We start from the raw sequence: 13,778 nt of genomic DNA, 5'->3' as shown, positions 1-13,778 counted from the left end.
CCATAGAAGTTTTTCGCCGGCAGAGTGGGTACGATGGTTTGCGGCTGACCACTGCTGCCAGTCAAGAGCCACGGGTGGTTGTAGATCGGGCGTTGGTCGGTTTTGAGGTGATACAGGTCCACTTGGAATTCGTTGCGCTCGCCGATGCCGGTGCGCCAGCTGGCAGCCAGCCCCTGGCGGTCGTCCTGCGCCCCCCAGTTGTCGGCGCGTTGCACCATGGCGTTGAGCCGCACCGCGCTGTTGCTGTCCAGCTGCTTGTTCAAATCGGCCTGTACCCGGCGGTGGTTGCCGTTGCCCAGGGTTAGCTCGGCCTCGTAGCGGTCCATCAGGAAGGGCTGCTTGGTCACTTGGTTGACCACGCCGCCGGTGGAGCCCTTGCCAAAGAGCATGGAGGCTGAGCCCTTCATCACCTCGACGCGCTCGGTGGCAAAGGTGTCACGTGTGATCAGCTGCGCTTCGCGCATGCCGTCGCGGAAGATGTCACCCGCCTGCCCCAGCGAGAAACCACGCAGACGCACGTCTTCTTCGCCGGTTTCCCCGGCCTGGAAGGTAACGCCGGCCGTGGTTTTGAGCACCTCGCGGAAGTCGTCGAGGTTGCGGTCGTCCAGCAGCCGCTCGGTCATGACGGTGACATTCTGCGGGATGTCGCGCAGGGACTGTTCACCCTTGCCTAGACGGGTTGTAGCGGGTTTGAGGGTGCTCTTGGAGCGTATTTCGGCGGGTTCGGACTGCCCGGTGACGGTGACCGTGTCCAAGGTGCCAGCCGTGCCGACGGTCTGGGCGACAGCCTGCAGGCTGGCTGCCAGCAGCATGGCGCCCAGCGGTAGGCTGGCCCCTGGTGTTGCGCGGTGTGTCGTCGGCGGCACGTCGGCGGAGGCGTCGGCGCACCGGGCAGCGGTTGGCGGCGTCCCGAAAGACAGCATGAAAGGCTGGCCTGAAAGCGACGGTACGGGCAGATTCGGTGTGGTGTTGGCGATGGGCATGGCTAAACGGATGACTGGGTTGGCGTCCATTGGGTCGGAAGACTGTGGTGTGGCGGAAGGGACAACGTCGAACGGCGGTGACGAGCGCGTAGTGTCGTTGACGCCGTATCGTAGTGCGAGTATAAACATAAATGAGACTAACTTGCAACACGAATGGATCGATGGCGCTGGCGTGACCCAGTCAATCGCTTGCATAGATGCTATCAATGGCGTCATAGGATAAATAATGGCTATAATCGCGGCGGTTCAGCAAGGGCATCGCGCCGTACGCTGACACGGCCGTCCCGTTCGGCTATTCATTTCCAACCTGAAAGGAAGCAACATGTCGCTGATCAACACCCAAGTTCCTGCCTTCAAGGCTCAGGCTTTCCACAACGGCAAGTTCGTCGAGATCACCGAGGGGTCCCTCAAGGGCAAGTGGTCGGTGCTGATCTTCATGCCGGCCGCGTTTACCTTCAACTGCCCGACCGAGGTCGAAGATGCAGCCGACAACTACGCCGAGTTCCAGAAACTGGGCGCCGAGGTCTATGTCATCACCACCGACACGCACTTCTCGCACAAGGTGTGGCACGAGACGTCGCCCGCGGTGGGCAAGGCGCGTTTCCCGCTGGTGGGCGACCCGACGCACCAGCTCACCCGCGCTTTTGGCGTGCACATCGAGGAAGAGGGCCTGGCGCTGCGCGGCACCTTCATCGTCAATCCGGAAGGGGTGATCAAGACGGCCGAAATCCACGACAACGCGATCGCGCGCGATGTCAAGGAGACGCTGCGCAAGCTCAAGGCTGCCAAGTACGTGGCCGAGCACCCGGGTGAAGTCTGCCCGGCCAAGTGGAACGAGGGAGCCAAGACCATCACCCCGTCGCTGGAACTGGTCGGCAAGATCTGATCTGCTGCGGCGCACAGTCGCGGTCCGGCGCTGGCGCCCGAGCCTGAAGCGCGCTCGCCAGCGCGCTTGAGTTGCCCGGGCGACGCCTCGACATCTTTGCTGCTGATTCGCGTCCCCGGTGCCTCACCCTGGCGGTGAGGTACCGTGGGGCGGTGCTGCCCCAGTCATCTTCCCCCTAGGTGTATCCATGCTCGACGACAACCTGAAATCCCAACTGCAAGGCTATCTGGCCCACGTGCGCCAGCCGATCGAGCTGGTGGCCACGCTGGATGACTCGGCCAGCGCCCGCGAGCTCGATGCGCTGCTGCAAACACTGGCCGACCTCTCCGATGGGCGCATCCGTGTGCGTCGTGACGGACAGGCGTCGCGGCGGCCGTCGTTTGCCATCCGCACCCCCGACGGCCGCGAAAACCTAACGTTTGCTGCTATTCCACTCGGCCACGAGTTCACCTCGCTGGTGCTGGCCCTGCTGTGGGCCGGCGGCCATCCGCCCAAGGTCGAGGCAGAGCAGCTGGCCCAGGTGCGCGCGCTGGGCGGCAGCCACGAGTTCGAGGTCTTTATGTCGCTGTCGTGCCACAACTGCCCGGATGTGGTGCAGGCGCTCAGCCTGATGGCGCTGTTCAACCCAGGCGTGCGCACCACGGTGATCGACGGCGCACTATTCCCCCAGGAGGTGGAGCAGCGCGGTGTGATGGCGGTGCCGCTGGTGCTGCGCAACGGCGAGGTGTTTGCGTCGGGCCGACAGACGCTGCCCGAGCTGCTGGCCAAACTGGACGCCGGCGCTCAAGCCCGCGCGGCACAGGCGCTGGCGGCGCGCGAGCCGTTTGACGTGCTGGTGGTCGGTGGCGGACCAGCCGGGGCTGCCGCGGCGGTGTACGCGGCGCGCAAGGGTATTCGTACCGGTGTGGTGGCGCAGCGCTTCGGTGGCCAGGTCAACGATACGCTGGCCATCGAAAACTACATCTCGGTGCTGGAGACCGACGGGCCGCGGTTTGCCGCGGCGCTGCTGGCGCACGTGCGGCACTATGAGGTCGATCTGATCGACGGTCAGAGCGTGCGCGCCCTGCACCCAACGGCGCAGGCTGGCGACTACATTGGGGTTGAGCTGGAAGGTGGAGCCACCCTGCGCGCGCGCAGCGTGGTGTTGGCTACGGGAGCGCGCTGGCGCAATCTGAATGTGCCGGGCGAGGCGGAGTACAAGAACCGCGGCGTGGCCTACTGTCCGCACTGCGACGGCCCACTGTTCAAGGGCAAGCGGGTGGCGGTGATCGGCGGGGGGAACTCGGGGGTCGAGGCGGCTATCGACCTGGCGGGCATCGTGGCCCACGTGACGCTGCTGGAGTTTGCCGATCAGCTTAAGGCCGACGCGGTGCTGGTCAGCAAGCTCAAGAGCCTGCCTAACGTGACGGTGTTGACGCAGGCGCAGACGCTGGCGATTGAAGGCGACGGGCAGCGTGTCACGGGTTTGCGTTGGCGTGACCGTGCCAGCGGCACCGAGCAGACCATCGCGCTGGAGGGGGTCTTTGTGCAGATCGGCCTGGTGCCGAACACTGAGTGGCTCGATGGTGTTGTCGATCGCAACCGCTACGGTGAAATCGTCGTCGATGCCAAGGGGCAGACCAATGTGCCAGGCGTTTTTGCGGCCGGAGACTGCACCACGACACCGTACAAACAGATCGTGATCGCCGCCGGTGAAGGGGCGAAGGCGGCGCTGTCGGCGTTCGATTACCTGATTCGTACGCCCATGGCGCAGCCGACAGAGGCCGTGTCCGCCTGACCCGACTGGTGCGTTGCTACAACGGGGTACACCGGACTTCGGGATCGGCGCGACGGCGGCTGACGGGAGTTTATGGCGGCGCATTGCCGCAGGGTGAGGTAGCCGGTACCCAAGACCGCACCTCGCTATACCGCCCCCACGCCTCAGCGGCCGCACCGTCGGCGGCCGTTTGCCTTATTTCAGGTCATCGGCCAGCAGCTGCGCAATGCGCTGCGCGGTGGCCGATGCTTCCGCCTGGCCGCTGGCGTTGAGGATGCGCACGGTGGTGCGCTCTGCGTTGCCGGCAACGCGGATCTGGTAGCGGGCCGGCTGGGCCGCGGCCGCTTCGCTGCGGCTGAAGAACCCGGTGATGCGGCCGAAAAAGCCGGGGTTGCGCGCGCTGCCCTGGGTGTCCGGCGGCACATAGCGCACGAAATACAGGCCCTCGCTGCGGTTGCGGTCTTCGACGGTGAAGCCGCTGCGGTCCAGCGCCAGGCCCACCCGCCGCCAGGCGCGGTCGAAGTTCTCGTCGATGACGACCGTGGGCTGGCCGTCGAGCGTCTCGACCCGCGCCACCGCCGGACGGGCCCCTGCGGCCAGCACCGCCTTGGCCTGCTCCTGCGTGACGCCCAGCTTGACCATGAGGCGGCGCAAAAATTCGGCTTCCAGCTCGGGGTCGGCCGGGCGTGGCTGCCAGACCGTGTTGTCCTTGCGCTCGTTCGAATACACCTCGACCATGCCGCGGTGGCTGATGTAGATCTCGCTGCCGCCGCTGGCGCCGCGCTCGACGCGGGTGCGGAACTTGTCGCGCTCGCCGGTGGAGTACAGGTTGTCGAACAGTTTGCCGATGGTGGCGCGGATGATGTCCTGCGGAATCTTGGCGCGGTTTTCGGCCCAGTCGGTCTCCATCAGGCCTAGCTGGGGCTGGTCAATGGTCAGCAGAAACCCGTTTTCCTGCCAGAAGTCACGCAGCGCGGGCCACAGGACGTCGGGGGCGCGATCGACCACCAACCAGCGCTGGTTGCCGGCGCGCTCGATCCGCACGTCGCCGATCTGCTGCGGGGCCGTCACCCCGGCCGTGGGGCGTGCTGCCGCCGCAGCCTGGTAGCCGGAGGCGGTGACGGTACTGCCGGGTAGCGCGTAGCGGCTCTCACGGGCCAGCTGCGTCAGGTCGGGCGGCACTTCCAGCGTGTTGATGGGCTTAGCGCTTTTGTAGTCGATGCGGGTTTCCTCCAGCACCGAGCAGCCGCCGGCGAGCAGCGCGGCCAAAGCCAGGGGCGCAAAGCGGAACGGGGTCGGACGGGTGGGCATGTTGTGGCCTTGATCGAAGGGGACGGACAGGGCTTAGGCCAGCAGGCCAGCGGTGCGTAAGGCCGCCTCGACGCTGGCATGATGCGCTGGCGACAGCGGCGTCAGCGGCAGTCGCAGCGCGCCGCCGCACAAACCCAAGCGGGCCATGGCCCATTTGACCGGAATCGGATTGGCCTCGACGAACAGCTGTTTGTGCAGCGGCAACAGCTGCATTTGCAGCTGCATCGCGGTGCGGACATCGCCGGCAATAGCGGCGCGGCACAGCTCGTGCATCAGGCGGGGGGCCACGTTGGCGGTGACGCTGACATTGCCCTGGCCGCCGCACAGCATCAGGGCCACGGCGGTGGCGTCGTCACCCGAGTAGACCGCAAAGTGCGCCGGCTTTTCGCGGATCAGCCACTGCGCGCGCTCGATGTTGCCGGTGGCTTCCTTGATGCCGACGATGCCCGGAATTTCGGCCAGACGCAATGCGGTTTCCGGCAGCAGGTCGGCCACCGTGCGCCCGGGCACGTTGTACAGGATGATGGGCAGGTCGCCCGTGGCCTCGGCAATCGCCTTGAAATGCTGATATAGCCCCTCCTGGGTGGGCTTGTTGTAGTAGGGCACGACTTGCAGTTGGCAGTCGGCCCCCACGCGGCGCGCGTATTCGGCCAGAGCGATGGCCTCGCGCGTGGAATTGCCGCCGCAGCCCGCCATGATGGGGCGGCGCCCGGCCGCCTGCTCCACCGCGACGCGGATGATCTCGCAGTGTTCTTCGACGCTGACCGTGGGCGACTCGCCAGTGGTGCCGACGACACCGATGCAGTCGGTGCCTTGCTCGATGTGCCAGTCGATGAGCTTGCGCAGGGTGTCGTAGTCGACGCGGCCGTCCTCGTGCATGGGCGTGACGAGGGCGACGATACTGCCGGTGATGGGCTTCATGGGAGGGTGGTGATCAAGTTCGGGTAATCAGCGGCCATTCTAACCAGCGCACACGGCGATGCGTGCCGGCAATGGGCGCGCCGATGCCGTTCGGCCCGGATACCTCATCGTGTCGCGGACCGCGCGGAGTGGACGCCGCGCGGACGGCTCGGGCAAGGAGGCTGCCCGGGGCGCTGCGACGGGTGAGGAGGCGCGGGCGGTCGCTGTCATGGTAACGGGTAGCGCGCCGGACCACCCGCACCGGGCAGCGGCCGCACCGCGGCGATGCGCTGGATGAAACGGGGTGGGTCGTGCAGAAAACCATCCTCGTACGCGACCACGCGCAGCTCGGCACAGGCGCGCAGCAGCTCGCCCGGCGCGAGTAGAAACTCGGGCCGGCGCGGGTGGCCGACCGTCTCCTGACCGGCGGCGAAGGTTTCGTATAGCAGCACGCCGCCGTCGGCCAGCGCCGCAAGCAGGTGCGGCCACAGCGCACGCCACAGGTAGTGGGTGACGATGATGGCGGAGAACCGCTCGCCGGTCAACGGCCACGCTGCGCCCTCCAGATCGGCCTGCAGGCGGCACACACCCGGCTCCAGGTCAGCCAGCGCCGCCAGCGCCGCACCGTCGCGGTCTACGGCGGTGACCTGCCAGCCGCGCGCGTGCAGCCAGCGTGTGTGCCGCCCGTAGCCGCACGCCACATCCAGCGCTCGCCGCTGGCCGACGCTGGCGGCGCACGCCTGCAGCAGCGGCGCAAAGCGTGTGATCCAGTCCGATGGGGGCAGCCGGCTGTGTGCCGGTGCGGGGTCGGCGCGGGCGGTCAGGGAGGCAGTCGGGGCAGCGGTCGACATGGACTCGGCGGTCAAAAGCAGGCCCACAGCTGGTCGGCCACGGTCTGCAGCAGCAGCGGGTGGCGGTAGGCCGCGAACACCAGTGCGCCAACGCCCGCGAGCGCCAGCAGCGGCAGCCAGCGCCAGAGGCGGCGGTCGACCGATGGCCGGGGTGTGGCGGGTTCGGGCGTGGGGGACATCGTGGCGGGCGGCAGAAGCGGCTAGGGACGGGTTGCGATCGGCGGCAGCGACCTCATGCGGCCGAAGTGACGACGCGGCGCGGTCCGCGCGCCACCGGGGCCTCGCAGATCAGCCAGTTGACGGCGGCGGCGAACAGGCCCAGCGCGATGGCAATCCACCAGACCACGTCGTAGCTGCCGGTCAGACCGTACAGCCGGCCGCCGAGCCAGACACCCAGGAAGCTGCCCACCTGGTGGCTGAAGAAGACGAAGCCACCCAGCATCGACAGGTGCGCCGCGCCAAACAGCTGGGCCACGATGGCATTAGTGGGCGGCACCGTAGACAGCCACAGCAGGCCCATGACGGACGCAAATAGGTACACCGCCAGCGGCGTGTGCGGGGCGGCCAGAAACGCCGCGATAGCCACCGAGCGCAGCAGGTAGACAGCAGACAGGATCTTGCGTTTGGCCAGTCGCTGGCCCAGCGCGCCAGCGGCGTACGTGCCCACTACGTTGAACAGCCCGATCAGGGCCAATGCGGTATTGGCCACTTGGGGTGCCAGCCCGTGGTCTTTGAGGTAGCTGGGCATGTGCACCCCGATGAACACCACCTGAAAGCCGCAGACGAAGTAGCCAGCCATCAGCAGCTGGAAGCTGCGCTGGCCGAAGGCCTCACGCAGTGCGTCGCTCACCGACTGGGGCAGCGCCGCATGGACCGCAGGCGCGGCCGGCGGCTCGCGCAGCCCGCGCGCCAGCGGCGCAATGAGCAGCACGGCGGTGGCCAGCGCCAGCAGCGAACCCTGCCAGTCGAGCACCGCGATTAGCCAGCCCTCCACCGGCACCATCAGGAACTGTCCAAAGGAGCCGGCTGCCGCCGCCACACCCATAGCCCACGAGCGGCGTTCGGCCGGCAGCTGGCGCCCAATCACGCCGTAGATCACGGCGTAGGTGGTGCCGGCCTGGGCCGCCCCGATGAGCACGCCGGCGGTCAGGCCGAAGAGCATGGGCGTGGGCGCCAGCGCCATCCCCACCAGGCCCAGGGCGTACAGCACGGCACCGGCCTGCAGCACCCGGCAGGCGCCGAAGCGGTCGGGCAGCATCTGGGCGAAGATGCCCAGCAGGCCCTACGCCAGGTTCTGTATCGCCATCGCCAATGCGAAGGTCTTGCGTGGCCAGTCGCGCGCTTGCGTCAATGGCAGCAGCCACAGCCCGAAGCCGTGCCGTATGCCCATCGACAGCGTCACGATCAGCGCGCTGCACAGCAGCACCTGGCGGGCCGACAGCGTGGGAGAGGTCTGCATCGGCGCTACTGTAGCGCACGATGGGGGGTCGGGTGTCGCGCCGACGGAGTGCGGGGTATTGACCCGCTGCTGGCGGGGACTGTCGAGGCGCTCGGCTCGGCGCTGTCTATCGGCGCAGTGCTGCGCCCGGGGCAGTGGCGCCTGCGGCGGCCCCATGGCGGTGTCCAGAGTATGCGCGGTTGCCATGCGTCGTTGCAGCCGTATGCGCACCTTGAGGCGCAAGTGGTTGATGAAACAGGGCGGCTTGGCGTTGTCCCATGGTTATGTGGATAACTTTGTGGGCAAGCCGTGACCTTGGTGGGCAAAGTCTCATCGCTCAAGGCTTTGAACAGATTGCCCATTTTTTAGGCAATCAAAAACTTGCTTGTAAAACAAATGGTTATGTCATTGTCCGAGGGTGTTGCGACGCGTCACAGGTGGTGGCGTCGGCCATGAGCGCAGGCACCTCGGCGGTGCACCGGTGTGCAAAACCCGCCGCGGCCGCTTCGTACAATCGGCCCCCATGGCTGCCCACAGCGAACGTTCGATGCCGTCAGCGGAGTACGCGGAAAACGCCATCCGGGTGCTCAAAGGGCTGGAGCCCGTCAAGCAGCGCCCGGGCATGTACACCCGCACCGATCACCCGCTGCACATCGTGCAAGAGGTGATCGACAACGCCGCCGACGAGGCGCTTGCTGGTTTTGGCAAGCGCATCGGCGTGACGCTGCACGCCGATGATTCGGTGACGGTGGAGGACGATGGGCGAGGCATTCCGCACGGCCTGCATCCCGAGGAGCAGGCGCCAGTGCTGGAGCTGGTGTTTACCCGGCTGCACGCAGGGGGCAAATTCGACAAGGGGCGCGGGGGCGCGTATAGTTTCTCTGGCGGCCTGCACGGCGTGGGGGTGAGTGTGACCAACGCGCTCTCTCGCCGGCTGGAGGTGGCCAGCCACCGCGATGGCCACGTGGCGCGCATGGCCTTCGCGGGCGGCGAGGTGGTCGAGCCGATGACGCGGCGGCCGCTGCAGGCCGGCGAGCGCCGCCAGGGCACGACCGTGCGCGTGTGGCCCGATGCGCGCTATTTCGACAGCCCCGTGCTGCCCTGGGGCGAGCTGGTGCATCTGCTGCGCAGCAAAGCCGTGTTGTTGCCAGGTGTTAGCGTCACGCTGGTGAATGAAAAGACGGGCGAGACGCAGTCCTGGCAGTACAAGGGGGGGCTGCGCGACTACCTGCTGCAGACGTTGGCCACCGAGCCGCTGATCCCCGTGTTCGAGGGCGAAGGTTACGCGCAGGCCGGCCACGAGAGCTTTGCCGAAGGCGAGGGTGCGGCCTGGGCGGTGGCCTTCACCGAGGACGGGTCGCTGGTGCGTGAGAGCTACGTCAACCTGATTCCCACCACGGCCGGCGGGACCCACGACAGCGGCCTGCGCGAGGGGTTGTATCAGGCGGTGCGGGGGTTTATCGAGCTGCACGCGCTGTGCCCCAAGGGTGTGCGGCTGTTGCCGGAGGATGTGTTCGCGCGCGCCAGCTACGTGCTGTCGGCGCGGGTGCTGGACCCGCAGTTCCAGGGGCAGACCAAGGAGCGGCTGACCTCGCGTGACGCCGTGCGGTTGGTGGCCAGCTTCGTGCGCCCGGCGCTGGAACTGTGGCTGCACCAGCATGTGGAGTATGGCCGTCGGCTGGCAGAGCTGGCTATCCGTGCGGCCCAGAGCCGACAGAAGGCGGCGCAGAAGGTGGAAAAACGCAAGGGCTCGGGGGTGGCTGTGCTGCCGGGCAAGCTCACCGATTGCGAAAGCCGCGATCTGGCCCGCAACGAGCTCTTTCTGGTGGAGGGCGACAGCGCCGGCGGCAGCGCCAAGATGGGGCGCGACAAGACCTTCCAGGCGGTGCTGCCGCTGCGTGGCAAGGTGCTCAATGCGTGGGAAGTGGAGCGCGACCGGTTGTTCGCCAACAACGAAATCCACGACATCGCGGTGGCCATCGGCGTCGATCCGCATGGCCCCGATGATGCGGTGGACCTTGACGGGTTGCGCTACGGCAAGATCTGTATCCTCAGCGACGCGGATGTCGATGGCGCGCACATCCAGGTGCTGCTGCTGACGCTGTTCTTTCGCCACTTCCCGCGCCTGATCGAGGCCGGGCGCGTGTTCGTGGCCCAGCCGCCGCTGTACCGGGTGGACGTGCCTGCGCGCGGCAAAAAGCCGGCGGCCAAGTTCTACGCGCTCGATGACGGTGAGCTGGCGGCGATCTTGGACAAGTGTGCCCAGGACGGCGTGCCGCGCGAGCGCTGCACCATCAGCCGCTTCAAGGGGCTGGGCGAGATGAGCGCGGAGCAACTGTGGGAGACCACACTCAACCCCGATACCCGGCGCCTGCTGCCGGTGTCGTTGGGCGGATCCGATTGGCGCACCACCCAGGCGCGTCTGCATCAACTCATGGGCAAGGGCGAGGCCGCGGCACGGCGCGAGCTGATGGAGCGTTACGGCGACGCGGTCGAGGTGGATGTTTGACGGCGTGCCGGTCGCACCCGCCACGCCGCGTGATTGAGCAGCGTCAGCGTCCAGCACAGCCACGCGGTCCACAGGGTGTGGCTGGGATAGTGTGCCCCGCGCAAGGTTTGCACGACACCGAATACCGACCCCAGCACCGCTACGGCCAGCAGCCAGCGCGTGTCGATGCGCCATGGGCGCGCCTCACGGGCCAGCGCCAGCGGCCACCAAGCCAACGCAGCACTGACGTGCCCAGCGGGAAAGCAGTGGGCGCCGCCGCCGTCGGCCACGCCGGGTCGCCAGTGCGTGACGTAGTGCGCGACCCCGCCAAACATCTCGAGGTCCCACGGGCAACTGGTGAGGCTGATGCGTTTCAGCAGCGCCACGGCTCCCACGCACAGCGTGACCCCGGTGGCCACTTCCAGCCAGCGCCGTGTGCTGCCGTCGCGCAGCCCGCGTCGCCACAAGGCCAGTGCCGCCACCGCCAGCACGCCAAGGTAGGCGAGTGCGCTGGCCTGTTTGGCCAAGTCGTGGCCCCAGCGTACCAGTAGGGGATGATCGCGCCAGGGAAAGCCGGTGGGGGCGCCTATCGCGCGCATCACGTCCAGGTCGTACGCCAGCACGTCCCACAGCAGGGCCGTCCCCAGCAGCAGGGCCCAGATCGTCCACGCGCGCCGCGTCTGTCCCCCGCCGCCCGGCTGAGCGTCGGCCGGTGTCGGGCCACCGGCTGCGTGGGGGGTGTGGCTGTGGCCTGCCGGGTTGGCGCGGACAAGGGGGGCGATCATGGCGGGCGCAACGGCGTTGGGGTCAGGAGATGCTAGCCGATCGAACTGAACGGACGCTGAACGCGGGCTGGGCGAACTGCGGTGCTGCCGGGGGGCGGGGAAGCGGCCTCCCGCATCGCGTTCCTTCGTGTTCAGCTCGCGTTCAGGGGGTGTGCCTGACAATGGCAGGTCTGCGCGTGCTTGCCCGATCCTGATGACGCTGTCGCCCGACCCTTCTGCAATCCGTGTCGCATCGCGGCCGTGCCCTCCCACGGGCTGCGGTCGCCACCCGCTGACGCTGCTGTTCGCGCTGGCGCTGTGGCTGGCGCTGGCCGGCAACTTGCCGCTGTGGTGGTCCGTGGGGCGCAGCCTGTATGCCCAGCGCGAGGTCTGGCTGGTGCCCATGCTCGCCTGGGGCTTGGCGTTGACCGCGATCAATATGGCCGTACTGGCCCTGCTGGTCTGGCCACGCTGGCGCCGCTTGGCCGGTGTCGTGCTGCTGGCGTTGGTGGCCGTGCCCAGCTACTTTATGCTCAACTACGGCGTGGTCATCGACAGCACGATGCTCGACAACGTGTTACACACCGACGCGCGGGAGGCGCGTGAGCTGGTGACGCCGGGTTTGATGGGCACTCTCGTGTTGGGTGTGGCGCTGCCGGGCTGGTGGTGGTGGCGCCAGCGCGTGCGCGCGGTGCCGCTGACGTCGCTGCTTAAGCAGCAGCTGGGGGTGGCCGCTGCCGCGCTGCTGGCGGCGCTGGCGCTGCTGTGGGGGTCGTTTACCGATCTGGCGCCGCTGATGCGCAACGACAAGTCACTGCGTTATCTGATCAATCCCTACAACACGCTCTACGCGGCGGCGCGCAGCGTGGGCGGGCGGGCGGCCAGGGCACAGCAGCCGCTGCAGCCGGTCGGCACCGACGTGGCGCCGCTGCCGGTCGCAGCCTCTGCGGAGGAGGCTCCGCTGGTGGTCCTGGTGGTGGGAGAGACGGCCCGTGCGGCCAACTTCGGGCTGGGCGGCTATCCGCGCGCGACCACCCCGCGCCTGGCGGCGTTGCGCGATGCCGGTGAGCTGGTGTACTTCACGCAGGTGCAGTCCTGTGGTACCAACACCCAGACCTCGGTGCCGTGCCTCTTTTCCCCCGGGGGGCGCGCGAGCTACGACGCGCGCCGTCACGAGGAAAACCTGCTCGACGTCGTGCAGCGGGCCGGGGCGGCCGTGCTGTGGCTGGACAATCAGTCCGGCTGCAAGGGCGTGTGTGACCGCGTACCCACCGTTCGCACCGACCGGCTGGGCCTGCCGGATCTGTGCGCGGCCGACGAGTGCCACGACGAGGTGTTGCTGCGTGAACTGCCGCGGCAGCTGGCGCAGCTCAGCGCCGAGGCGCGTCGGCACGGGACGCTGGTGGTGCTGCACCAGATGGGCAGCCATGGTCCGGCCTACTTCCGGCGCACGCCGTCGGCTTTCAAGGTGTTCCAGCCGGAGTGCATCAACCCGCAACTGTCCGCGTGCCCAGTGGAGTGGGTGGTCAACGCCTACGACAATACCATTCGCTACACCGACCATGTGTTGGCCGAGCTGATCGCGCAGCTGCGCAGCCGCCGGGGGCCAACGTTGCTGCTGTATGTCTCCGACCATGGCGAGTCGCTGGGGGAGTCCGGGTTGTATCTGCATGGTGTGCCGTATGCCATCGCGCCGCGCGAGCAGATCCACGTGCCGATGCTGCTGTGGACCAACACCGAGATGCGCAACCGCCTGCGGCTGGACTGGGCGTGCGTGCAGCGGCAGGCGCAGGCCCCCGCCTCACACGATCACGTCTTCCACACCATCGCGGGCGTGCTGGGACTGCACACGTCGGTCGTCGATCCGGGGCGCGATCTGCAGCGCGCCTGTCGCGACAGCCGCTAGTCCAGCGGTGGGGGGCCTGGGGGCGTGGCAACAGGGCGCAAAAGCGCCGTCGCTTGCACCTCGCGTGCCGGCCAACCGGGAACCCGGCGGGAGTTGCAGGGTACGGCGGGAGCGCGTGCGCCGTCGTCGGGTTCTGAGTGACACACGACCGGGTCAACCCGACAGACGCGTCCACAGCGCCGCACCCCACACACCAGCGGCCAGCAGCAGCGTCAGCAGCACCGCCGCACTGCCCAGATCCTTAGCCCGCTTGGCCAGCGGGTGCCACTGGGGACCGACGCGGTCGGTAACCGACTCGACGGCGGTGTTGAGCAGTTCGACCACCATCACCAACACGACCACGCCGGCCAGCGCCGCGACCTCGAGCCATGTGCGCCCCAGCCAGAAGGCGGTGGGCAGAAGCACGACGGCAGCCAGCAGCTCCTGGCGGAACGCGGGCTCACCCAGCCCTGCGCGCAGGCCGGCCAGCGAGTAGCGCGCGGCGTGCCACAGGCG

The 13,778-nt window shown here is 67.9% G+C and carries 11 protein-coding genes and 1 pseudogene; 4 read left to right on the top strand and 8 right to left on the bottom strand.

The features are described 5' to 3' along the window. The coding region (locus tag V7Z54_RS02715; RefSeq protein WP_334134174.1) for a TonB-dependent receptor at positions 1-1,178 on the bottom strand (1,178 nt) is incomplete at its 3' end. Between the two features lie 127 nt (positions 1,179-1,305). On the opposite strand from V7Z54_RS02715, the gene ahpC reads away from it, so the two are divergent. Together ahpC and ahpF are read left to right on the top strand one after the other, a co-directional pair. Next, the gene (gene ahpC / locus V7Z54_RS02710; RefSeq protein ID WP_334134173.1) at positions 1,306-1,869 is read left to right on the top strand and encodes an alkyl hydroperoxide reductase subunit C; all 564 of its coding nucleotides are present in this window, start codon (positions 1,306-1,308) and stop codon (positions 1,867-1,869) included. A 187-nt stretch (positions 1,870-2,056) separates the two neighbouring features. Further along, a complete protein-coding gene (gene ahpF, locus V7Z54_RS02705) occupies positions 2,057-3,646 on the top strand; it encodes an alkyl hydroperoxide reductase subunit F (protein WP_334134172.1) in 1,590 nt (529 codons plus the stop codon). 174 nt (positions 3,647-3,820) lie between these two features. On the opposite strand, the gene bamC is transcribed toward ahpF, so the two are convergent. The 5 genes and pseudogenes from bamC to V7Z54_RS02680 form a co-directional block, all read right to left on the bottom strand. After that, positions 3,821-4,936, bottom strand: coding sequence for an outer membrane protein assembly factor BamC (gene bamC, locus V7Z54_RS02700; RefSeq protein ID WP_334134171.1), 1,116 nt, complete (start codon positions 4,934-4,936; stop codon positions 3,821-3,823). 33 nt (positions 4,937-4,969) lie between these two features. Beyond that, positions 4,970-5,857, bottom strand: coding sequence for a 4-hydroxy-tetrahydrodipicolinate synthase (dapA, locus tag V7Z54_RS02695; RefSeq protein ID WP_334134169.1), 888 nt, complete (start codon positions 5,855-5,857; stop codon positions 4,970-4,972). Between the two features lie 206 nt (positions 5,858-6,063). Next, a complete protein-coding gene (locus tag V7Z54_RS02690; protein ID WP_334134167.1) occupies positions 6,064-6,687 on the bottom strand; it encodes a class I SAM-dependent methyltransferase in 624 nt (207 codons plus the stop codon). Positions 6,688-6,698: 11 nt separating this feature from the next. Next, entirely contained in the window at positions 6,699-6,866 is a 168-nt protein-coding gene (locus V7Z54_RS02685; RefSeq protein ID WP_334134166.1) for a hypothetical protein, read from the bottom strand. A gap of 53 nt (positions 6,867-6,919) precedes the next feature. Next, positions 6,920-8,146, bottom strand: a pseudogene (locus V7Z54_RS02680) (MFS transporter). A gap of 502 nt (positions 8,147-8,648) precedes the next feature. On the opposite strand from V7Z54_RS02680, the gene V7Z54_RS02675 reads away from it, so the two are divergent. Beyond that, entirely contained in the window at positions 8,649-10,634 is a 1,986-nt protein-coding gene (locus tag V7Z54_RS02675) for a DNA topoisomerase IV subunit B (RefSeq protein WP_334134165.1), read from the top strand. Here the strand turns inward: V7Z54_RS02675 and V7Z54_RS02670 are convergent. Continuing rightward, entirely contained in the window at positions 10,604-11,398 is a 795-nt protein-coding gene (locus V7Z54_RS02670) for a phosphatase PAP2 family protein (protein WP_334134164.1), read from the bottom strand. The genes V7Z54_RS02675 and V7Z54_RS02670 overlap by 31 nt on opposite strands. A 193-nt stretch (positions 11,399-11,591) precedes the next feature. Here V7Z54_RS02670 and V7Z54_RS02665 point away from each other — a divergent pair, with 193 nt between their 5' ends. Continuing rightward, positions 11,592-13,283 carry a phosphoethanolamine transferase gene (locus V7Z54_RS02665; protein ID WP_334134162.1) on the top strand — a complete coding sequence of 564 codons (1,692 nt, stop codon included), beginning with the start codon at positions 11,592-11,594 and terminating at the stop codon, positions 13,281-13,283. 153 nt (positions 13,284-13,436) lie between these two features. On the opposite strand, the gene V7Z54_RS02660 is transcribed toward V7Z54_RS02665, so the two are convergent. Beyond that, positions 13,437-13,778 (bottom strand): diacylglycerol kinase (locus tag V7Z54_RS02660; protein WP_334134161.1); only part of this gene is annotated, 342 nt, incomplete at its 5' end.

Source organism: Tepidimonas sp. (assembly GCF_036824975.1).
Lineage (GTDB): Bacteria > Pseudomonadota > Gammaproteobacteria > Burkholderiales > Burkholderiaceae_C > Tepidimonas.
Note: the sequence above shows the minus strand (reverse complement) of the source record. Positions and strands in the feature narration are given on the sequence as shown.